Source organism: Nocardia sp. NBC_01388 (assembly GCF_045040085.1).
Taxonomy (GTDB): domain Bacteria; phylum Actinomycetota; class Actinomycetes; order Mycobacteriales; family Mycobacteriaceae; genus Nocardia.
Window position 1 is genome coordinate 6,924,633 of the sequence record NZ_CP109553.1, and the last position, 20,685, is coordinate 6,945,317.

Consider the following 20,685-nt stretch of genomic DNA (forward strand, 5'->3'; position numbering starts at 1 on the left):
CCAGTATCCGGGTACTGGATATTTTCTTCAAGTCCAGACCGGACCACTATGGGGTGATGATCGCAATGCTCGCCTCCCTGCTGGTAGTCGCGGCTTTTGCCGGGATCGTCTACCGATTCGCTCCCAAGCCGGACGAGCGCTGGGGCGTGCTGCTGGAGCGGTACCGCCCGCATGCGCCGATGTCAGACTGGTCGGTCGCGGAATATGAAGGGGCACGGCAATACTCCGACCTCTCCGCAGCGGCCGCGCATCAGGATGTCCTCGAATCCGAACGTCCGGTGCGCCGTGTTCGCCGCCGTGCGCCGACCCGCCCTGATCTCGCGAATATCCCGTGCCGTGGAGAGTCGGTCCAGTTCTAGAGAACTGGACTGATATAACTGGACTTGTCGGTACCTCGGTGCACACTGGCTCTATGTCGCAACCCGACCGCCCGCTCGCCTCGGCGGCGCTCTTCGACACCGCCATCGGTACCTGCGCCCTCGCCTGGAGCGCCGCCGGAGTGCTGCGCTTCGCCCTCCCCGGGGCCGATCCCGCGGCCACGCTCGCGTACATCCTGCGCCGCCACCGCACCTTCGATGTCCGGGAAGCCGCGCCCACTCCCGATATCGCCGCGGTCATCGAGAAAATCCGCGCCCACCTCGCCGGTGATCTCGACGACCTGCACTGGATCCCGCTGGATACCAGTCTTTTCAACGATTTCGACCGCGCCGTCTACGCCGTGGCCCGCGCCATCGACCCCGGCCACACCCTGAGCTACGGCGATATCGCGCACCGCATCGGCGCCCCCGGTAGCGCCCAGGCCGTAGGCCAATCCCTGGGCCGCAACCCCATCCCCCTGATCATCCCCTGTCACCGCGTGCTGGCCGCCGACCACGCCCTGCACGGCTTCTCCGCTCCCGGTGGCCTGGACACCAAACAGCGCCTACTCGAAATCGAGCGCACCCCAGGCTTCGGCGAACCCACCCTCTTCTGATCTCGCCCGCCGAACACCCGGCGGATTCCACGATTCGGGACGAGAAAACCTTCCCCATGGTCATGCACCAGATCAGCTACGCCCGACAAGTCAGCGCCATGTGACTCCGCATAATCCACCGAGAGGGCTCTGACGGCGGCAACACCCCGCACTGCCTCTCCGTCAGAGCCTGTTGATCATGAAAGAGCGCTCGCCCCAAGTACATTCGAATGGCGGGGCTAGCCGACAGCAGGAAAGAGCGCCTGTGCCATGCGGATCCGCATGGCACAGGCGCTCTGGTTTGCGCTGTATGTGGCTAGAAAGCTCCGCCGACAAAGCCGCCGGCTGCGCCGCCCACGGCACCAACGGCGACGCCGCCGACCACGGCTGCGGGGATGCCGACGATCGCGGCTCCTGCTGCTGCACCGACGCCTGCGCCGATCAGTGCGCCGCCGATGGTGCCGCCGGGGATGTCGATCGGTGCGGTCCAGGGCAGGACAGTGGCTCCGATGGTGCCGAGTCCGGCTCCTACCAATCCTCCGACCACGGCGCCGACCGCTGCTCCAGGTACCGCACCGGCGATCGCGCCGGGGACTCCGAGGCCGATTGCGCCTAGGGTGGCGCCCGCGGCTACGCCGGCGAGAGTGCCGCCGGCGATGCGGTCGGAGCGGGTGGGGTTGATGCCGATGGAGTTGAAGCCGGTGGCGATGGCGGCTTCGGCGGTGGCCGCGGTGGTGTTCACCGGGTTCAGGATGTTGTCGGGGAGTTGATCCGGGGCGGTGGTGGTGAAGTTGCCCAGGCGCAGGGTGCGGGGCGGGGGTGCGATGGGGGCCACGGGGGTGACGACGGTGGGCGCGTGCAGTTCCTGCCAGTTGATGGCGGGGGCGGCCTCGGGCTGGGGGATGGCGCGGAAGTTCGGCGGGACAGCGTAATTCGCGCTGGTGCCGCCGCTCGCGCCCGGTGCGGCGGGCTGGGGCACGGTGGTGACGCCGGGCTGGATCGGTCCGGGGCGGGATTCCAGGCGGTCGGCACTGGTGGCGGGTGCGGCCACGCCAGGCTGCGCGGTGCGCGGATTGGCGAATTGTGGTGCGGTCGCACCGTTTCCGGGCGACTGCGCTAAGCCCTCACCGCGCGATTGCGCACCAGGGGACTGCGCGACGCCAGGAGCCTGTGCCCCGCCCGGTGTCTGCGAGGTGCTCGACGGCCCGGTGACGGTGCCGTTGGCGCTACTCGACGGTGCGGCGCTCTGCGGTTCGGTGGCACTCGAGCACGCCACGGCGAGGGCGAGCGGAAGCGTGCCCACCATCATCGCGCGCCGTGCCGCGCCGGTCTTCCTATCGAAATTCCGACGAGTCACGCCGGATCACCACCCTCATCAGTAATCGGACCTACATCTGTTGATCAATGCGCACATCGACTTCCCGCCCCATCCGATTCGATGGTGCGCGCCGCCGATCGCCGCTGTACCCGGCTCCGGAACTTCGCACCCCCTCGCCTGCGCGAGTCGCGATCGGCCGCCGGAGTCAGGGTCGAAACCGCACCCGCCACCGGTCGCAGAGCGGACCCGATGATTGCGGCGATGCCGAAGCGTCCGCGCCATACGTTCCCGAGGGGCTTGCCGGACTCTGGCCCGGGCGAGGGAATGGGAAGCTCAGTCGCAAGATCCGCTGCCTACGACTCATGCCGAAACACCACCCTCATCAGATTGGAACCGTCACCCGGAGACCGGGCTCGGTCACCTTCGCGGGGGATGGTAGCTGATGAGAAACCAGTAATTCCAGATCGGAATCAATCGATCCGATCGATGACGTCATGCAGCGAGACAAATCCCACAAACGCTGGTAGAAGCTTTTCGCGGGCGCTGTACTGGTCAGCTTTCCGGTTTGCCCACAGATGACCTGCCACGCATGAGCTCGGCCAGCGCCTCCCGATCGGTGACGTCGAGCTTGATGCAGGCGCGATAGAGGTGACCCTCCACGGTGCGTACCGAGACGGTGAGCCGATCGGCGATCTGCCGATTGGACAGCCCGGCGGCAACCAGGTTCGCGATCTCCCGTTCCCGCGAAGTGAGCGGCAACGGCTGCGCGGACTGCCGCAGCGCGGGCGTACTGGCCCCGCCGCACGCGGCGGCGAGCCGGTTGGCGGTGGCCGCGGATTCCAGCAGCCGGCGGCGATCACCCGCGCGCTCGTGTGCGGACGCGGCCTGCGCGGCGGCGTCGGCCGCCGACAGCAGCACCCCGATCTCCTCGAATTCGGCTGCGGCAGTGTCCAACCCGGCCCCGTCGTGCGCCGCGACCGCCACCGCGTGCCGGGACTGGACCTGCACCAGCCGCCCATCCACCCGAGCAGCCAGATCCGCGAGCCGGCCCGCCACCGAATGATCACCGAAGCGGGCCGCGGTGTGCAGCGCCATGGCCTCGATGGCGTGCTGATGTGAGCGCGCCGCCGCATCGGCCGCACCGAGCGCCAGCCGGATCGCGGGGGTCACGGTGCCCTCGGCGCCGGCCTGCCAGGCCTTGGCGATCTCCAGCATCGGTTCGTACACGGCACTGTGCCGCCCGCCGCGCTCGATGGCGGCCGCAATGGATTCGGACGCGTCGGCGGCGCGCCCCACCGCCGAATACGCCTCGGCCAGACGAAGTCTCGCGGGGAACATCCAGGCGGCCGCGCCCTCGGTGGTGAGCGCGGCGAGCGCCTGTTCGAGATTGTCGATGCCCTGCGGGAACCTGCCCTGCGCCACATCGACGGTGCCCTGCAGGATCTTCGTCATGCCCCAGGCGAGGTACTGGCCGGGCGAGGAATAGGTGTAAGGGCTACTGGCACAACGCCTTGCGGCATCCAGATCCCCGGTGAAGGTGAGCGCCAGCACTTCCGCGTGCGCGGACATGAACCGATTGAGCCCGTCGATATGCGATTCGATGGCATGCCCGCGCTGCGCGTATTGCCGGGCGGCATCACCACGCCCCATGAGCGCCAGGGCGAGTCCGCCGCCGAAGGCCGCCCACCAGACCGCCCACGGCGGCGCGTCCTCGGCGGCCATGACGGGTTCGGCCAGCGCGAAAGCCTCGTCGAGCTTGTTCTCATTGACCGCGCACGCGGAGGCGAGCCCGTCCAGCGTCGCCACGATCTTGGGATGCTTCGCCCGGCTGCGCACCGAGTCCAGCACTTCGTCCGCGCGATCGGCATCGCCCATGGACCACAGCAGATTCGAGACGCGGGTACTGCCCCAGCGGGCCAGCTGCACCTCGTTCAGCTGATCCGGATCGAAGACCGCGAGTGTGCGCTCGGCCTCTATGCGATGCCCCTGCCACAGCAGTGCGCGCGCCAGCAGATCGGCGGCCTCGACACCACCGCGCCGCTCCACCGCAGCCCGCGCGAACCGTTCTCCCAGAGGCAGATTCGCCAACCCGATGGCATCGGCGGCCGCGGCCTCGAACAGCTCGAGATCGGCGGATTTGTCACTGTCCAAAGCCAATTCGGCGAGCCGGATGCGGTCGGGAGCGGAATTGATGGGCCGTTCCCGCAGCGACGTGTACAGCCGCCCGCGCAATCGTCGCGCCGAGGCGATGCCGAGCCGCCGCCGGATCACCTCGCCGAACAGCGGATGGTTGTACCGCACCAGCAGTTGCCTGCCGTGCTCGACAATCCTTATGACACCGCGTGATTCGGCGGTCTCCACGGCTTCCTCGCCGGCGAGTTCGGCCAGCACATCCAGGTCGATCGGCTCACAGAAGGTGAGCAGCTCCAGCACCCGCAGCACCGATTCGGGCAGCTGCTCCACCCGATCCTCCAGCAGCGCAGCCAATTCCGAGGTGACGGCCGCCCGCCCGCGCAACTGCCACACGCCCTTGACCTGCCGCAGCGTGCCCGCCTCCAGCGCGCCCTCGACCAGATGCCGCAGGAACAGCGCGTTCCCGCCGGAGGATTCCCACATGAGATTGGCGGTGAAGCCCTCCAGCTGCCCGCCGAGCATATTCTCGACCAGCTCCACGCTCTGTCGCTGACTGAACGGCGACAGATCGATGCGCAGCAGATGCCCGTCCTTCCACAGCGAGGTCACCGCATCCGGCACCGGCACCCCGCTGCGCACGGTCGCCACAATGTGCGCGGCCTTGTCGATGGCGAGCTGCAGCAGCAGGGTGGCGGACAGCTGATCGAGCAGGTGGGCGTCGTCGACGCCGATGATGGTGTGCCCGTCCGCGAGCAGCGCCTCCCGCGCGGCCGCCATGAAGGTCACCGGATCGTGCGCGGTGTACACGCCGACCATATGCGCGAACACACCGAGCGGAATGCTGCGCGCGGATTCGGTCCCCGCGACCCAGCGAATATTCCCGGCACTGCCGTTCACCGCGGCCGTGGCCAGCCGGGCCAGCGTGGTTTTGCCGACCCCCGCGTCTCCGGTGAGGACCGCTCCGACGAAATCAGTGCCGGTCAGCGCGGACGTGATCGTTTCGAGCTCGTTCTCGCGTTCGACCATCGGCCAATTCCGAGCCATAGGTCAACTGTAGTTCGCCCGCCCTTGGTGAGCGGGGGGAACGAACGGGCCCACAATGCCGAGATTTATTCGTTGACCAGCCGCAATCCGGGCGCCTGCACCTTGCGGCGATCGACCAGCCACACCTGGATGCTCAGGTCGGCGGCCGGGTCGAGGGTTTCGATTTCCACCTCGACGTGCCCGCGCAGCGGATGTTCGATGAGCAGCACCCGGCTGCGATGGTCGATAACCCGGTGTTCCCGCCAGCGGCGATCGAATTCCCCATAGCGCTGCAGGGCGGTGATCCGCGCTTCGAGACTGCGGTCATCGGTGAATCGGGTCTGCGCATTGCGCAGTGCGGAGGCGGCTATATCGGCGGCATCGGACCAATTGCTGAAATAGCGCTGCGCGTCGGGGTGCGCGAAGAGATAGTTCGCGAAATTGCCGCCTGCGGATTCGTCGAACAGGCCGAGAGGTTCGGCGAAATCACGCCAGGACGGATTCCAGGCCAGCAGATCCATCCAGCGCCCGAGGACGAAGGCCGGTGTGGGGTGCATGGAGTCGATGACCGCGCGCAGCGTCTCGGAGACCTGTTCGCCGGCCTGGCCGGCGGTGGGGCAGGTCTCCTTCTGCTCCATGCCCAGGGCGAGCCTGCCGAAGTGATGCCGTTCGACTTCATTGAGCCGCAGCGCATCCGCGAGCGCGCCCAGGACTGAGGTGGAGGGATTGGTATCCCGGCCCTGCTCGAGGCGGGCCAGATAGTCTGCGCTCACCCCGGCTAGCGCGGCGACCTCCTCACGGCGCAGTCCTGGCGTGCGACGACGCCGGCCGGAAGGCAGGCCGACCTCTTCGGGCTGCAGTTGCGCGCGCCGCGCAATGAGAAACTCGGCGAATTCGGATCGGGACACTCCTCCATGGTGCCCTGTCCTGGTCCCGTTAGCCCCGCCCTGCCAATGCCAGGATCAGGACGGTGTGGATATCCGGACTGAAGTCCGGTTAGGCTTCCGGTATGACGACTTCTGAGCAGACCGTGATCGCCCCCGGCTCCTGGACCCTGGATACCGCCCACTCCTCGGTCAACTTCACCGCCCGCCACCTGGGAATCTCCAAGGTCCGCGGCCGTTTCAACAAGTTCGAGACCAGCTTCGTCGCCGACGATGCCGGCAAGGCCGTCATCGAGGCCACCATCTACCTCGACTCCTTCGACACCGGCAACGAGCAGCGTGACGGCCACGTCCGCAGCGCCGACATCCTCGACACCGCGAACCTGAGCACGCTGCACTTCAAGGTCACCGAGCCGGTCGCCGTCGCCGCCGAGTTCGAGGTCACCGGCGAGGTCACCCTCGGCAATGTGACCAAGCCCGTCACCCTCGACGTCGAATGGGGCGGCGTTCAGGTCCACCCCGGCGACCAGAAGCAGCACGCCGGCTTCAATGCCACCGGCACCATCAAGCGCAGCGAGTTCAATATCGCCGCCGGCCTCCCCACCGCCATGCTCGGCGACAAGATCGCCATCGAGCTCGACATCCAGCTCGTCGAGCCGTCCGCCTGATCCCTTCGGCGTAAACAGCGAAATGCCAAGCGGCGGCACCCATTCGGGTGCCGCCGCTGGATTCTGTCCGGGGGTCGCAGGCTGTTGGTGACGACCTCGGCCGGAGGCGGCTCCGGCGACGACTTGGCCCGGAGGTGACTTCGGCCGAAGGCGACTTCGCCCGGTGACGACTTCGGCCGGAGGCGACTTCGCCCGGTGACGACTTCGGCCGGAGGCGACTTCGCCCGGTGACGACCTCGGCCGGAGGCGACTTCGCCCGGTGACGACCTCGGCCGGAGGCGACTCCGGCGACGACTTCGCCCGGAGGTGACTTCGCCCGGAGGTGACTTCGCCCGGAGCCGACTTCGGCCGGGGATGGCTACCGGTTGTGATTACGGAGTGACCCCGGCCGTGGTGATTACGGGGTGACTCCGGCCGCGCCGGCTCCGGCGCCCACCGCGGCGCCGATGCCCGCGCCCACCGCTGCGGCGGGCAGGCCCAGGGCGGCCGCGCCGAGCGCACCGCCGGCGACCGCGCCGAGTGCCGCGCCGACGGCAATGCCGCCCGCCGCACCGGCGGCCTCGGCGGCCAGCCCGGCCACGAACACCGGCACATCGATCAGGCAGCCGGTGGTGGCGCAGCCGACGGCGGCAGTTGCCAGCAGCCCGGCCGCGGGCGCGCCGATGCCGACGAGGAATCCGACGCCCGCGCCGACCACGCCTCCCGCGACGGCACCTCCGGCAGCGCCGATAACGCCTGCCGGGACTCCCGCTGCGAGTGCGCCGATCCCCGCCCCGCCCAGCGCGGCATTACCGACCTTCGCCGGATCCGGGCCGGGCGCGTCGACCGGCGCGGCCGGAACCGGCTGGGCGGCAATCGGTGCGGCGGCAATCGGTGCGGCGGAAATCGGCTGCACCGGCAGCGGTGCGGATACCGCGGCGGGCGCGCTGATCGCCCGATCGATCGGTGCGGCCTGTGCCATACCGGCGCACATGACCGCGACGGCGACAGGCATGGAGAGAACGGCCGCGGTGCGACCGGCGAGCAGCGTCGAACGACGTGAGAACAAAATTACCCCCGAGTAAGTTTTGCAGAGGGCTCCGACGCTATCGGTTGGCAATCCAGATACTCAAGCTGAATGCCGGATCAGGGCCTGTGATCTGTGCCGAATCCTGCTCTGAATCATGCGAATCGGCTATCGCCCTCGTCGTTCCGGGATGACGAGGTGGGCCTGGGTTAGCAGGCTTCGCATGCACAGCGACGATACCCAATTGGGTACCGCCGCTGCGTGTTCGGTGTGACTTGATTCGAAAAGCTAGTCTGCCCAGACGCTTTCGATCGGGGTGCCCTCGTTCGGCGGCGGGGTCGGGATGCCGCCCGGTGTGCGGGAGAAGCGGGGCGCGGGTGCGTGCTGCACGACGCCGTCGATCTCGATGAGTCCCGAGCGGGCCACGATGTGCGGATTCTGTTCCGCCTCGGTGAAGGTCAGCACGGGGGTGGTGCAGGCGTCGGTGTGCTCGAAGATGGCCCACCACTCGTCGCGGGTCTTGGTCTTGAACTTCTCGGTGAACAGCTTGCGCAGCTGGTCCTGGCCGTTGGGGTCGATCTGGTAGGGCAGGCCCTCCGGATCGATCTCCAGGCCCTTCAGCATCTCGGCGTAGAACTGCGGTTCGATGCAGCCGACCGCCATGTACTTGCCGTCGGAGGTCTCGTAGGTGTCGTAGAAGGCCATGCCGGTGTCGAGCAGGTTGGTGCCGCGCTCATCGGACCACAGGCCCATGCCCTTCATGCCCCAGATCATGTGCGAAAGGGCAAGCGCCCCATCGATCATGGCGGAGTCGATGACCTGACCCCTGCCGGAGTTCTGCCGTTCCACCAGCGCGGCCAGAATGCCGAAGACCAGGAACATGGAGCCGCCGCCGAAGTCGCCCACCATGTTCAGCGGCGGCACCGGGCGTTCGCCCTTGCGGCCGATGGCATTCAGCACACCGGTCAGCGAGATGTAGTTGATGTCGTGCCCGGCGCGATCGGCCATCGGCCCGTCCTGACCCCAGCCGGTCATGCGGCCGTAGACGAGGCGCGGATTGCGCGCGAGCGCCGCATCGGGACCCAGGCCCATGCGCTCGGTGACGCCCGGCCGGAAGCCCTCGATGAGCACATCGGCCTTCTCGACGAGCCCGAGCACCTTCTCGATATCGGCCGGATCCTTGAGATTCGCCTCGACGATGGTGCGGCCGCGCCACTGCGGCCGCTCCATGAGTCCGGGGAACTGGTTCGGCCGCTGCACCCGGACCACGTCCGCGCCGAGATCCGCGAGCAGCAGCGCCGCATGCGGACCGGGGCCGATCCCGGCCAGTTCAACAACCCGGACGCCCGCGAGCGGGCCCTGCTTGGCGGTGGATGGAGTGCTCACGACCTACCTCGGTTCATCGTCGATCCAGTGCGCACCGGCTCACAACACCGGTGTTGACGGTATGACAATAACGCGAGGGTGTGTTGCCGCGGCAAGCCCCCGGGTGTGGATCCGGACCGGAGCATGCCGGGTGGCGAGGCGGCCGCTAGCGCTCGATTTTGGGCAGCGGCATGGTGTCCGGCGGCGGGGGCAGTTCGGAGCGGTGCAGGCGCAGCGTCGGCGATTGCGGGGTGAACAGCGGCAGCGTCGGCGCCGGATCCGCGAAGCGGGGTTCCTTGGCGGGCAGCCGGTAGAAGGCGCGCGCATTGTCTTCCAGCACCCGGTGCAGGTCGGCACCGACCGCATCGGCGATCACCTTGATATCCCGGTCCAGGAACGGCCGCCCGGCGGAGTGCTCACGACCTACCTCGGTTCATCGTCGATCCAGTGCGCACCGGCTCACAACACCGGTGTTGACGGTATGACAATAACGCGAGGGTGTGTTGCCGCGGCAAGCCCCCGGGTGTGGATCCGGACCGGAGCATGCCGGGTGGCGAGGCGGCCGCTAGCGCTCGATTTTGGGCAGCGGCATGGTGTCCGGCGGCGGGGGCAGTTCGGAGCGGTGCAGGCGCAGCGTCGGCGATTGCGGGGTGAACAGCGGCAGCGTCGGCGCCGGATCCGCGAAGCGGGGTTCCTTGGCGGGCAGCCGGTAGAAGGCGCGCGCATTGTCTTCCAGCACCCGGTGCAGGTCGGCACCGACCGCATCGGCGATCACCTTGATATCCCGGTCCAGGAACGGCCGCCCGGCGCGGGTGCCGGGCAGATCGGAGCCGAACATGAGCGCCTCCGGATTCACCGCGTGAATCCGGCGCAGCGCGGCGCCCACATTCATCGAGACGCGGCCGAATCCGGACGCTTTCACCTTCGCCCCGCGATCGACAAGATTCAGCAGGTACGGCAGGCAGTCGTCGGACATGCCGAGGTGGTCGATGGACAGCGTCGGCAGTTTGGTGATGACCGGTTCCAGCGATCCGAGCATGGACCCGTCGATATACAGCTCCACATGCCAGCCGACCAGCTCATAGGCCCGCAGCGCCAGCATGGTGAGCCCGACGATATCGCCGCCCGCGCGCTTGAAATTGAACCGGATCGCGCGCACGCCGGCGCGGTCCAGCTCGATGATCTCCTCGTCGGTGGCGTCCTCGCTCAGATTCGCGACGCCGACCCAGCCCTCGCCCAATTCGGCGAGGGCGGCCCGGAGAAAGGTGTGCTCGTTGCCCTGGAAGGAACCGGCGACCACCGCGCCACTGTCGATATCGAAGCGCTGCATGCGCCGCCGATAGTCGGCAATGGTGTACGGGTCGGGCAGGTAGCCCTCGTTCTCGGCCAGCGGGAACCGCGGGTCGAAGATGTGGAGATGGGCATCGAACACGTGATCAGCATGCCTCACAACGGTGACAAGTGCGGAAGACCTTGTCCACCTGGCGGATTCAGCCAGGTCAGGGCTATCAGGAAACCTTGTCCGGCTCGCTCGCGCGAATCATGTCCTCGCGCTCGACAACCTTCACCCGCTCGCGGCCTTCCGGTTCGCCCAGGGCGCGCTCGTGCGCGTCCAGGCGGTACCAGCCGGCCCAGGTGGTGAAGGGGACGCCCTTGTTCTCGAGGAACGAGGTCACCGCGTCCAGCTCCGGCTCGGCAGCCGGGGTGAAACCGGCGGCGTCGTCGAGCAGGCAGGCGATGGTCTCGTTCGCGTCGCCCTTGGTGTGGCCGATGAGGCCGACCGGGCCGCGCTTGATCCAACCGGTGACGTAGGTCTGCGGCATGAAGCGCGCCGCGCCGTCGGCATCCTCGTCGAGCAGGACGCGCCCGGCCTCGTTGGGGACGGTGCCGGCCTGGTCGTCGAACGGCAGGGCCGGAATGTTCTGCGACAGGTAGCCGACCGCGCGGTACACCGCCTGGACGTCGAAGTCCTTGAAAGTGCCGGAGCCCTTGACGTTTCCGGTGCCGTCGAGCGCGGTGCGCTCGGTGCGCAGGCCGATGACCTTGCCGTCGGCGTCACCGAGGATCTCGGCGGGGCTCTCGAAGAAGTGCAGGAACAGCTTGTGCGGGCGGTCGCCCACATCGCGAATGGCCCACTGCTCGAGGGTGTTGCAGATCATGTCGACCTGCTTCGAGTGCCGGCGTGCGGCCTCTGAACCCTCGTCGTAGTCGATGTCCTCGGGGTCGACGATGACCTCGATGGTCGGGGAGTGGTCCAGTTCGCGTAGCTCGAGCGGGGTGAACTTGGCCTGCGCGGGGCCGCGACGTCCGAAGACGTGCACCTCGAGCGCCTTGTTCTCCTTCAGGCCCGCGTACACGTTCGGCGGGATCTCGGTGGGGAGCAGTTCGTCGCCGGTCTTGGCGAGCACGCGCGCCACATCCAGGGCCACATTGCCGACGCCCAGCACGGCAACCTTTTCGGCGTCCAATGGCCAGGTGCGCGGCACATCCGGATGCCCGTCGTACCAGGAGACGAAGTCGGCGGCGCCGAAGCTGCCCTCGAGCTCGATGCCCGGGACCTCGAGCGCGCGGTCGGCATTGGCGCCGGTGGAGAAGATGACCGCGTCGTAGAAGCGCTGCAGGTCTTCCAGGGTGATGTCGACGCCGTAGTCGATATTGCCGAGCAGGCGGACCTGCTCCTTGTCGAGCACCTTGTGCAGGGCGGTGATGATGCCCTTGATGCGCGGGTGGTCGGGGGCGACGCCGTAGCGGATCAGACCGAACGGTGCGGGCATCCGCTCGTAGAGGTCGATGCTCACTCCGCCGAAACCTGTGGGGGCGTCGGACTTCATCAACGCGTCGGCGGCGTAGATTCCGGCCGGACCGGCGCCCACGATCGCAATGCGGAGCGGGCGGGCCGCCGCACCGTGGTGCGAGTCGGACACCGTCCCGGACTGCGTATCGGTCGCTGCACTCTGTTCGGTCATTCTCACGCGCACCTTTGGTTGGAACTATCTGTCGTCAAGTCTCAGCCGTCGTTCTTAGCTTAGGCTAAGTTGACGCCCTCGCCCCGGGTGCCTTCGTTGGATCCCCGAAGCTGCAGCGTTGCTGCCTGGTACCGCTATTCCCGCTCGTTCAGGGAAATTGTGCTGATTCTATCGGTGGAAGGAACACCCCGCCCGCGCCGGTGCGGTGAACTGTACGAATGCCCATCGCGTTCGCTGACCGGTGCGGCGGATCGCGCGCTCCGGCGCGACGGGCATGATCTACCCATGAGCGACGTCGATGACCAGGCGGTTCCGATCGATCAGGCCGAGGCCAGGAGCATGCTTCCGTTCCTGTTGGCGGCCGGCATCCTGGTGCTGGTGGTTATCGGGATCGTGATCGCCACCCTGATGTCGCCGGCTGAGAAGAATCTCACAGATTCCGGCCAGCTGGCCGTCGCCGCTCGCAATTTCATCCAATCCCGCAGCGCGGGTGGCGCACTCGATCCGACCGTGGTGTGCAAGGGCTTCGACGACAACCGCTCGCCGCTGAAAACCGCGGTCGAGGGCGGCCCGAAACTCGACATCGTGGGGCTCGCCGACCCGAAAATCGACGGCGATCGCGCGACCGCCGCGGTCACCTTCCGCGCCGACAGCCACGATACGACCGCCACCTGGAACTTCACCCGCGCAGATACGACCTGGCTGGTCTGCAATTCCTGAGGTCCTCACCAGCCCCAAGTTCGCGGCCCGCCTGGGTCTGGACTGCCGGAGCGGGGGAGCGAAGCGGAGGAGCGGAGGAGGGAAGACCCAGGTAACAGGCCCGCGAACCCGCCGGAGCGGAGCGGAGGCAAATTAAACAGAGTTTGACAGGGGGGCATGATTTTCGGCAATCTCAACCCAGGTCATGAGTATCAGCGCGAAGCCCCGGCTCGCTGATCGGCAACCCTCCTCCGCGGCGGGGTGCTCCGGGTGACGACCTGGCCGCGCATCGGGCAACGGTGCGGCAAGTGCGGATTCACAGGAGGTCGATATGAGTTACGCGGGTGACCTGACGCCGAAGCAGGCGTGGGAACTGTTGCGGGACAATCCGAATGCGGTGCTGGTGGATGTGCGCACCGAAGCCGAGTGGCGCTTTGTCGGCGTCCCCGATACCAGTGGCATCGGGCGGCCGACCGCGCTGATCGAATGGGTCGACGCCACCGGCACGCGCAATGCCCGGTTCGTGGACCAGTTGAAGCAGGCGCTCGCCGATCGTGAGCCGGATTCGGAAGCGCCGGTGATCTTCATCTGTCGCTCCGGCCAGCGCTCCATCGGTGCGGCGACGGCGGCGACGGGCATCGGGCTCGCACCGGCCTTCAATGTCCTCGAGGGTTTCGAAGGCGCGCTCGACGCGCAGGGACACCGCGGCAGCGAGGGCTGGCGCGCCGATGGGCTGCCGTGGAGGCAGTCATGAGGGCGCGCCGATGGGGCTGTATCGATTGGAGGCAGTCATGAGGGCGCGCCGATGGGGCTGTATCGATTGGAGGCAGTCATGATCACCGGTGGTTCGTTCGAGCGACCGCTTCCCGAGGGCGTCGGCCCGTCCACGCTCGGCGTGCGAGGTGGCTTGCGCCGCTCCGGTTTCGATGAGACCTCCGAGGCGCTGTTCCTGAATTCGGGCTTCGTCTACGAGAGCGCCGAGGCCGCCGAGGCCGCGTTCACCGGCGATATCAAGCATTTCGTCTACTCGCGCTACGGCAATCCGACGGTCGCCATGTTCGAGGAGCGCTTGCGCCTGCTCGACGGCGCCGAAGCGTGTTTCGCCACCGCCAGTGGCATGTCCGCGGTCTTCACCGCACTGGGTGCGCTGCTCGGCGCGGGTGACCGCCTGGTCGCCGCCCGCAGTCTCTTCGGTTCCTGCTTCGTGGTGGCCAATGAGATCCTGCCGCGCTGGGGTGTGGAGACCGTCTTCGTCGACGGCGAGGATCTGGCGCAGTGGGAAGAGGCGCTCTCGGTGCCGACCCAGGCCGTCTTCTTCGAGACCCCGTCCAACCCCATGCAGACGCTGGTGGATGTGCGCGCGGTCTGCGATCTCGCGCATGCCGCGGGCGCACAGGTGGTGCTGGACAACGTCTTTGCCACTCCGCTGCTGCAGAAGGGCTTCGATCTCGGCGCGGATGTGCTGGTGTACTCCGGCACCAAGCACATCGACGGCCAGGGCCGGGTGCTCGGCGGCGCGATTCTGGGTTCGCACGAGTACATCGACGGTCCGGTGAAAAACCTTATGCGCCATACCGGTCCGGCTCTGAGCCCGTTCAATGCCTGGACGCTGCTCAAGGGTCTGGAGACCATGCCGCTGCGCGTGCGCCAGTCCACCGAGTCCGCGCTGCGGATCGCCGAATTCCTGGAGCAGCATCCGGCGGTGTCGTGGGTGAAATACCCGTTCCTGCCGTCCCATCCGCAGTACGAGCTGGCCAGGAAGCAGATGTCCGGCGGCGGCACGGTGGTGACCTTCGAGCTGAAGGCGCTGCCGGAGGAGGCCAAGAAGCGGGCGTTCGAGGTGCTCAACGGCCTGCGCATCATCGACATCTCCAATAACCTCGGCGATTCGAAGACGCTGATCACGCATCCCGCCACCACCACCCATCGGGCGATGGGGCCGGAAGGCCGTGCGGCCATCGGCATTACGGATGGCGTGGTCCGTATCTCGATCGGTCTCGAGGATGTCGAGGATCTGCTGAACGATCTGGGTAACGCCCTGAGCTGATCGGCAACCGGGGCCGGAACCGTCATCGACGGTTCCGGCCCTTTGTCGTTTCCGGACGTCGCATCCATTGACAGTATGCTGTCAATTATGACAGAATGCTGTCATGGCGAAGGCAGTGCACCTGGCCGTTTACGACACCTTCTCCGACTGGGAGGTCGGGCACACCACCGCGCACATCAATCGCGCGCTGTGGCATCGCGAACCGGGCGCCTGGCAGATCCGGACCGTCGGCCCCACCGCGGATGCCGTCGTTTCGATGGGTGGCCTGCGGGTGACTCCCGATATCGCTCTCGACGAATTAGACCCCGCCGACAGCGCCATGCTGATCCTGCCGGGGTCGGCGACCTGGGAGGCCGGCGAATTGAAGGCCTTCTCCGACAAGGCGGGAGAATTCCTCGCCGCCGGTGTGCCGGTGGCCGCCATCTGCGGCGCGACCTTCGGGCTGGCGACCGCCGGAATGCTGGATGCTCGTCCGCACACCAGCAATGCGGCCGAATATCTTGCCATGAGCGGGTATTCGGGCGGCGACGGCTTCGTCCACGAACCCGCGGTGACCGCCGGTGATCTCATCACCGCCAGCGGCACCATGCCGGTCGACTTCGCCCGTGCGATCTTCGAGCGCCTCGATATCTTCGAACCGCAGGTGCTCGACGCGTGGTACCGCCTCTACGCGCACAATGAGCCGGCTGCCTTCTTCGCGCTCGCCGAGTACGAACAGAGTCGGGCAGCGAATCCGGCGGCACTGTGAGGGAGAATTCCCCCGCAGCGCCCGGTCCGGGCGGACAGGAGGCGGAATGAATCCCGAGCAGGCGCTATTCAGTACCGCCGCCATCACCTCGTTCAAGCTCAACGGCCAATTCCTCACCATTGCAGAGGAATTGGCGCGTCCGGCCGATATCACCGCCGCCTGGTGGCAGGTCCTGGGTGCGGTACTGCACGAGCCGCTGCCGGTCGCGGGCATTGCCCGCGAGATGGGTATCACCCGCCAGAGCGTCCAGCGCATAGCGGATCTACTGGTGGACAAGGGTTTTGCCGAATACCGCACCAACCCGGCGCACCGTCGCGCCAAACTGGTCGCCATCACGGAGGCCGGTCACGAGGCGGTGCGCCGCATCGGCCCGCAGCACGCCAAATTGGCCGCCCGCCTCACCGCCCAGCTGGGCGTCGAACAGTTCACCCGAATCGTCGAATCGCTCACGACCTTGTCGGCCGCGCTCGATTCCTTCGAAACCGACTGAACCGGAAGCGAATCCCCCGGTCAGGCCGTGGAGATGGTTCGCCCGGGTCGGCCTGGTGGAGATGGTTCGCCCCGATCGGACGGGTGGCTATGGATCCCCGTCGGGCCCGTGGAGGGGGATTCCCTGGGTCCGGCGGGCGGAGGGGATTTCCTGGGTCCGGCGGGCGGAGGGAGATCCCCTGGGTCCGGCGGGCGGAGGCGGACCCGCCATCCCGGCATGCTTTGGTCGAAATCCGTACGGCCGCTGTGGATCCCGGCCCAGGCGCGGCGGATGACGACGGATCTCAGGGTGCGAACGGGTCCTTGGTCTTGCCGACCAGGTCTGCAACGGAGTGCAGGATGGCGGTCGGGCGGTAGGGGTACTGCTCGACGGTGGAGTGGGTGGAGATGCCGGTGGTGACCAGGATGGTGCGCAGCCCGGCTTCCAGTCCGGAGATCACATCGGTGTCCATGCGGTCGCCGATCATGACGGTGGACTGCGAGTGCGCGTCGATGCGGCGCAGCGCCGAACGCATCATGAGCGGGTTGGGTTTGCCCACGTAGTAGGGCTCTTTGCCGGTGGCGCGGGTGATCAGGGCGGCGACCGAACCGGTGGCGGGCAGAATGCCCTCGCGGGAGGGGCCGGTGGCGTCCGGATTGGTGGCGATGAAGCGCGCGCCCGCCGATATCAGCCGGATGGCGGTGGTGATGGCCTCGAACGAGTAGGTGCGCGTCTCGCCGAGCACCACGTAGTCCGGTTCGCTGTCGGTGAGTACGTAGCCGATTTCGTGCAGCGCGGTGGTGAGCCCGGATTCGCCTACGACATAGGCGGTTCCGTTCGGCCGCTGATCGCGCAGGAAGGTCGCGGTGGCGAGCGCCGAGGTCCAGATGGATTCGATCGGAATGTCGAGACCGGTGTGCTGCAGCCGGGCCTGCAGATCGCGCGCGGTGTAGATGGAGTTGTTGGTCAACACCAGGAACGGGATCTCATTGTCACGCAGTTCGGCGAGGAACTGGTCGGCGCCGGGCACCATGTGGTTCTCGTGCACGAGAACGCCGTCCATGTCGGTCAGATAGGACAGGATCGGTTCGTCGTTTGAGGTCACGGGGCTCAGTCTAATTTGCCTCCGCTTCGCTACGGCTGTCCGCGGCCCCCGAAGTCTCGTTCTTCCCTCCTCCGCTTCCCTCCCCCGCTCCGTCAGTCCAGAACGAGACGGGCCGCGAACCCGGAGGTGAGCCCAGCGGTAGGCGCCCGAAGCAGGACACTATGGTCGAAACGGGCCACGTGCAGCGATCAACAGCGTGACCGGCGGGAGGTTGGCCCGCACAAACCAAGCGCAGCAAGGCGACAGGAGTGGCGCGGTGAAGGATCTCAAGCTCGGATACAAGGCGTCGGCGGAGCAGTTCGGCCCCCGGGAACTGGTGGAGATCGCGGTGGCGGCCGAGGAGCACGGCCTCGACAGCGCCACGGTGAGCGATCATTTCCAGCCCTGGCGGCACAATGGCGGGCACGCCCCGTTCTCGCTGGCCTGGATGGCCGCGACCGGTGAGCGCACCGAGCGCATTCAGCTGGGCACCTCGGTGCTGACCCCGACCTTCCGCTACAACCCGGCGGTGATCGCGCAGGCGTTCGCGACCATGGGCTGCCTGTACCCGGATCGCATCATGCTGGGTGTGGGTTCCGGTGAGGCGCTCAATGAGATCGCCACCGGCTACAAGGGTGAATGGCCGGAGTTCAAGGAGCGTTTCGCGCGGCTGCGCGAGTCGGTGGATCTCATGCGCGCCCTGTGGACGGGTGACCGCGTCGACTTCGAGGGCGAGTACTACAACACCGTCGGCGCCTCGATCTACGACGTGCCCAAGGGCGGCATACCGGTCTACATCGCCGCGGGCGGCCCACTGGTGGCCCGGTACGCCGGCCGCGCCGGTGACGGTTTCATCTGCACCTCGGGCAAGGGCATGGACCTGTACACCGAGAAGCTCATGCCCGCCGTCGCCGAGGGCGCCGCGAAGGTCGGCCGCACGGTCGAGGATATCGACCGCATGATCGAGATCAAGATCTCCTATGACACCGATCCCGCACTGGCGCTGGAGAATACGCGCTTCTGGGCGCCGCTGTCCCTGACGCCCGAGCAGAAGCACTCCATTACCGATCCGATCGAGATGGAGGCCGCCGCCGACGCGCTGCCGATCGAGCAGATCGCCAAGCGCTGGATCGTGGCCAGCGATCCGGACCAGGCCGTCGAACTCATCAAGCCCTACCTGGACGCGGGCCTCAACCACCTGGTCTTCCACGCCCCTGGCCACGATCAGCTCCGCTTCCTGGACCTGTTCAAGCGCGACCTGGGCCCCCGCCTGCGCGCCCTGGCCTGATCGCACGAGCGGTAAAACGGCCGGCGCGCGGTCGCCTCGCGACCGCGCGCCGTACCGGGTATCACTGCGCCGGAACGGCTTTCAGGCCGGTACCGGTGCGTCCAATGGCGTGAGCTCCCATCCGCCGCCGCCGGTGATGTCGAGCCGCTGATTGTGATGCCGGTCCACCGTGCTGCGGTGCGCGACGCTGACCAGCACGGTATTCGGCGCCTCGGTTCGCACCAAGTGGTAGAGCGTGTATTCCAGACCCTCGTCGACGGCTGAGGTGGCCTCGTCGAGGAAGGCCAGTTTGGGCTGCAGCAACAGGATTCGCGCGAACGCGATGCGCTGCTGCTCACCGGGGGAGAGCGTGTTGCCCCAGTTGTCGTCCTCGTCGAGCCGGTCCGCCAGGTGGCCGAGATTAACCTTGATCAGGGTTTCCCGCAGGGCTGTGTCGTCGACCGTGTCGGCCGGGGCCGGGTAGGTGATGACCGTGCGCAAGTTGCCGAGCGGCAGATACGGCCGCTGGGACAGGAACAAGGTGTCGTCTCCCACGGGCCGGCGTACGGATCCCTCTGTGTAGGGCCACAATTCGCCGATGCTGCGCAGCAGCGTGGTCTTTCCGACACCGGAATCGCCCTTGATGACCAAGGCATCGCCGGGCGTGAGCCGGAGGGACAGGTCGATGATGAGCGGCGTTCCGTCCGGCTTGCTGACCTGTACGTCTTTCAATTCGAGGCCGTCGAGCACCGCACCGATGCCGATGACCGGCAGTTCCCGGGCCTTTTCGTCGGCATCACGCAGGCCGTCGAGGCGAGTCAGAGTGGCCCGAACGTAGGTGAATGCGTCATACGAGCTCTGTGGCATCGACAGCGCGGTCTGCAGCTGATCGAAAGCCCTGCTCGCCTGGGTCAACGTGCCGAGGGTGGCAGTTCCTGCCAGTACCCTCGGGCCTACGAGCAGCGGTACGAACAGGGCCGTCGCTTGGTTGGAGACACCGATCCAGCCGTAGAACTTCACCAGCCGGAATATTCGTGCCCAGGTGTTCTCGATGACGGCTCCGAATCGAGTGTCGAGGCCGGCGCGTTCTTCTCGCTCACCGTGGTAGAAGGCGATGTTCTCGGCGTTCTCGCGCAAACGCACCAGCCCGAAGCGGTAGTCGGCCGTGCGGCGTTGGAACCAGAAGTTCAGCTTGACCAGTGGGTTACCGATCTTGAAGGCGACGACGCTGGACAGCGCGATCCAAATGACAGCCGAGAAGACCAGGTCCCGGGGCACGTGCACACCGAGGACGTTCAGTGGGCGGGACAGGCCCCACAGGATCGGCGTGAACGACACCACGGTGAGCCCGCTGCCGACCACGCCGTTGCCGGGCACCCCGTACGGGCCCACATTCCCGCCGAAACTGAGCGCGAACGAGCCGTTCACGAAGTCCTGCACGTCTTGCTGAATACGCTGGTCGGCATTGTCGATGGTGCTGTCGATGAATCGGTTGCGGTAGTAGGCCTTGCCGCCCAGCCAGTCATCGAGATTCTGCGTGTTCAGCCATTTCCACCAGTGGATCTGGAAGGCGTTCTGCACCCAGTAGCCGACCATGGTGCCCATGACGATGTAGATGGAGGCGAGCACGCCGAACACGATCATGCTTTGCCAGAAAAGGGTTTTGGCGTGGTCGTTGCCCGCGGTGTCGTGCTCGACCAGCGCCTGTACCCCGAGCTGCAGCGCGGTGTACATGTCATTGGACCAGTAGGTGAGCAGTACGTTGATACGCACGGTGTACACCGCGAAAACCATCACCAGCGCCAATAGTCCCCAGCCGGGCAGGCTTTGGCGGCCCTTGAAGTAGTCGCCGGTGATCCGCCAGAACATCCGGCCCCAGCCGGTGAACCTGATGATCGCTGCGACGGCCACCAGGAAGATCGCCGAGGTGATGACGAATCCCTTCGCGATCCACCACAGGCTGTTGAAAAGCTCGTGTCCCCAATCGAGACCGGAAGCGCCTACCATGCGCGGCAGCGTAGTGGCAGTTGCTGGGAATCTCGTGTCAACCGGTTAA

At 67.1% G+C, this 20,685-nt stretch carries 19 protein-coding genes and 1 riboswitch; of the genes, 9 read left to right on the top strand and 10 right to left on the bottom strand.

Going from position 1 to position 20,685, the window contains the following annotated elements:
• The first annotated feature begins 56 nt into the window (after positions 1 to 56).
• On the top strand, positions 57 to 359 hold the full coding sequence (locus OG716_RS33125) for a hypothetical protein (RefSeq protein WP_405134347.1): 303 nt from the start codon (positions 57 to 59) through the stop codon (positions 357 to 359).
• 53 nt (positions 360 to 412) lie between these two features.
• Positions 413 to 973 carry a methylated-DNA--[protein]-cysteine S-methyltransferase gene (locus OG716_RS33130; protein ID WP_405134348.1) on the top strand — a complete coding sequence of 187 codons (561 nt, stop codon included), beginning with the start codon at positions 413 to 415 and terminating at the stop codon, positions 971 to 973.
• A gap of 295 nt (positions 974 to 1,268) precedes the next feature.
• Here OG716_RS33130 and OG716_RS33135 read toward each other — a convergent pair whose 3' ends face one another.
• The 3 genes from OG716_RS33135 to OG716_RS33145 form a co-directional block, all read right to left on the bottom strand.
• Entirely contained in the window at positions 1,269 to 2,309 is a 1,041-nt protein-coding gene (locus OG716_RS33135; protein ID WP_405134349.1) for a hypothetical protein, read from the bottom strand.
• Positions 2,310 to 2,822: 513 nt separating this feature from the next.
• A complete protein-coding gene (locus OG716_RS33140) occupies positions 2,823 to 5,447 on the bottom strand; it encodes a LuxR C-terminal-related transcriptional regulator (protein WP_405134350.1) in 2,625 nt (874 codons plus the stop codon).
• A gap of 65 nt (positions 5,448 to 5,512) precedes the next feature.
• Positions 5,513 to 6,334 (bottom strand): helix-turn-helix transcriptional regulator, encoded by an 822-nt coding sequence (locus OG716_RS33145; protein WP_405134351.1) that lies wholly within the window; start codon positions 6,332 to 6,334, stop codon positions 5,513 to 5,515.
• Between the two features lie 101 nt (positions 6,335 to 6,435).
• Here OG716_RS33145 and OG716_RS33150 point away from each other — a divergent pair, with 101 nt between their 5' ends.
• Positions 6,436 to 6,978, top strand: coding sequence for a YceI family protein (locus OG716_RS33150; RefSeq protein WP_355130681.1), 543 nt, complete (start codon positions 6,436 to 6,438; stop codon positions 6,976 to 6,978).
• 397 nt (positions 6,979 to 7,375) lie between these two features.
• Here OG716_RS33150 and OG716_RS33155 read toward each other — a convergent pair whose 3' ends face one another.
• The 5 genes from OG716_RS33155 to OG716_RS33175 all read right to left on the bottom strand — a co-directional run bounded on the left by OG716_RS33155 (position 7,376) and on the right by OG716_RS33175 (position 12,315).
• On the bottom strand, positions 7,376 to 8,026 hold the full coding sequence (locus tag OG716_RS33155) for a hypothetical protein (protein WP_405134352.1): 651 nt from the start codon (positions 8,024 to 8,026) through the stop codon (positions 7,376 to 7,378).
• 246 nt (positions 8,027 to 8,272) lie between these two features.
• Positions 8,273 to 9,370: a CaiB/BaiF CoA transferase family protein gene (locus OG716_RS33160; protein ID WP_405134353.1), complete on the bottom strand. Its 1,098-nt coding sequence runs from the start codon at positions 9,368 to 9,370 to the stop codon at positions 8,273 to 8,275.
• 145 nt (positions 9,371 to 9,515) lie between these two features.
• Positions 9,516 to 9,725, bottom strand: coding sequence for a hypothetical protein (locus OG716_RS33165; RefSeq protein WP_405134354.1), 210 nt, complete (start codon positions 9,723 to 9,725; stop codon positions 9,516 to 9,518).
• A 189-nt stretch (positions 9,726 to 9,914) separates the two neighbouring features.
• The gene (locus OG716_RS33170; RefSeq protein ID WP_405134355.1) at positions 9,915 to 10,781 is read right to left on the bottom strand and encodes an amidohydrolase family protein; all 867 of its coding nucleotides are present in this window, start codon (positions 10,779 to 10,781) and stop codon (positions 9,915 to 9,917) included.
• Between the two features lie 76 nt (positions 10,782 to 10,857).
• A complete protein-coding gene (locus tag OG716_RS33175) occupies positions 10,858 to 12,315 on the bottom strand; it encodes an FAD-dependent oxidoreductase (protein WP_405134356.1) in 1,458 nt (485 codons plus the stop codon).
• Between the two features lie 285 nt (positions 12,316 to 12,600).
• Here OG716_RS33175 and OG716_RS33180 point away from each other — a divergent pair, with 285 nt between their 5' ends.
• The 5 genes from OG716_RS33180 (at position 12,601) to OG716_RS33200 (ending at position 16,299) form a co-directional block, all read left to right on the top strand.
• Positions 12,601 to 13,035 carry a hypothetical protein gene (locus tag OG716_RS33180; RefSeq protein ID WP_405134357.1) on the top strand — a complete coding sequence of 145 codons (435 nt, stop codon included), beginning with the start codon at positions 12,601 to 12,603 and terminating at the stop codon, positions 13,033 to 13,035.
• Between the two features lie 180 nt (positions 13,036 to 13,215).
• Positions 13,216 to 13,331, top strand: a riboswitch (SAM riboswitch).
• 14 nt (positions 13,332 to 13,345) lie between these two features.
• The gene (locus OG716_RS33185) at positions 13,346 to 13,768 is read left to right on the top strand and encodes a rhodanese-like domain-containing protein (protein ID WP_327142644.1); all 423 of its coding nucleotides are present in this window, start codon (positions 13,346 to 13,348) and stop codon (positions 13,766 to 13,768) included.
• A gap of 78 nt (positions 13,769 to 13,846) precedes the next feature.
• Positions 13,847 to 15,061, top strand: a complete 1,215-nt coding sequence (locus OG716_RS33190; RefSeq protein WP_355130693.1) for an O-succinylhomoserine sulfhydrylase — start codon at positions 13,847 to 13,849, stop codon at positions 15,059 to 15,061.
• A gap of 103 nt (positions 15,062 to 15,164) precedes the next feature.
• Complete coding sequence (locus OG716_RS33195) at positions 15,165 to 15,809, top strand: type 1 glutamine amidotransferase family protein (RefSeq protein WP_405134358.1); 645 nt, start codon at positions 15,165 to 15,167, stop codon at positions 15,807 to 15,809.
• A gap of 46 nt (positions 15,810 to 15,855) precedes the next feature.
• Positions 15,856 to 16,299, top strand: a complete 444-nt coding sequence (locus tag OG716_RS33200) for a MarR family winged helix-turn-helix transcriptional regulator (RefSeq protein ID WP_405134359.1) — start codon at positions 15,856 to 15,858, stop codon at positions 16,297 to 16,299.
• Between the two features lie 283 nt (positions 16,300 to 16,582).
• Here OG716_RS33200 and OG716_RS33205 read toward each other — a convergent pair whose 3' ends face one another.
• Positions 16,583 to 17,341 (bottom strand): HAD-IIA family hydrolase, encoded by a 759-nt coding sequence (locus OG716_RS33205; protein ID WP_405140080.1) that lies wholly within the window; start codon positions 17,339 to 17,341, stop codon positions 16,583 to 16,585.
• Between the two features lie 298 nt (positions 17,342 to 17,639).
• On the opposite strand from OG716_RS33205, the gene fgd reads away from it, so the two are divergent.
• A complete protein-coding gene (fgd, locus tag OG716_RS33210; RefSeq protein WP_405134360.1) occupies positions 17,640 to 18,650 on the top strand; it encodes a glucose-6-phosphate dehydrogenase (coenzyme-F420) in 1,011 nt (336 codons plus the stop codon).
• Between the two features lie 81 nt (positions 18,651 to 18,731).
• Here the strand turns inward: fgd and OG716_RS33215 are convergent, their stop codons facing one another.
• A complete protein-coding gene (locus OG716_RS33215; RefSeq protein ID WP_405134361.1) occupies positions 18,732 to 20,636 on the bottom strand; it encodes an ABC transporter ATP-binding protein/permease in 1,905 nt (634 codons plus the stop codon).
• Between the last annotated feature and the right edge of the window lie 49 nt (positions 20,637 to 20,685).

Excerpts from the sequence above, each read along its gene's own strand:
- OG716_RS33180 (WP_405134357.1), top strand. The coding sequence starts at position 12,601 with ATGAGCGACGTCGATGACCAGGCGGTTCCGATCGATCAGGCCGAGGCC.
- OG716_RS33215 (WP_405134361.1), bottom strand. The coding sequence starts at position 20,636 with ATGGTAGGCGCTTCCGGTCTCGATTGGGGACACGAGCTTTTCAACAGC.
- OG716_RS33190 (WP_355130693.1), top strand. The coding sequence starts at position 13,847 with ATGATCACCGGTGGTTCGTTCGAGCGACCGCTTCCCGAGGGCGTCGGC.
- OG716_RS33150 (WP_355130681.1), top strand. The coding sequence starts at position 6,436 with ATGACGACTTCTGAGCAGACCGTGATCGCCCCCGGCTCCTGGACCCTG.
- OG716_RS33185 (WP_327142644.1), top strand. The coding sequence starts at position 13,346 with ATGAGTTACGCGGGTGACCTGACGCCGAAGCAGGCGTGGGAACTGTTG.
- OG716_RS33140 (WP_405134350.1), bottom strand. The coding sequence starts at position 5,447 with ATGGCTCGGAATTGGCCGATGGTCGAACGCGAGAACGAGCTCGAAACG.
- OG716_RS33200 (WP_405134359.1), top strand. The coding sequence starts at position 15,856 with ATGAATCCCGAGCAGGCGCTATTCAGTACCGCCGCCATCACCTCGTTC.
- OG716_RS33125 (WP_405134347.1), top strand. The coding sequence starts at position 57 with ATGATCGCAATGCTCGCCTCCCTGCTGGTAGTCGCGGCTTTTGCCGGG.
- OG716_RS33175 (WP_405134356.1), bottom strand. The coding sequence starts at position 12,315 with ATGACCGAACAGAGTGCAGCGACCGATACGCAGTCCGGGACGGTGTCC.
- OG716_RS33130 (WP_405134348.1), top strand. The coding sequence starts at position 413 with ATGTCGCAACCCGACCGCCCGCTCGCCTCGGCGGCGCTCTTCGACACC.
- OG716_RS33205 (WP_405140080.1), bottom strand. The coding sequence starts at position 17,341 with ATGGACGGCGTTCTCGTGCACGAGAACCACATGGTGCCCGGCGCCGAC.
- OG716_RS33195 (WP_405134358.1), top strand. The coding sequence starts at position 15,165 with ATGGCGAAGGCAGTGCACCTGGCCGTTTACGACACCTTCTCCGACTGG.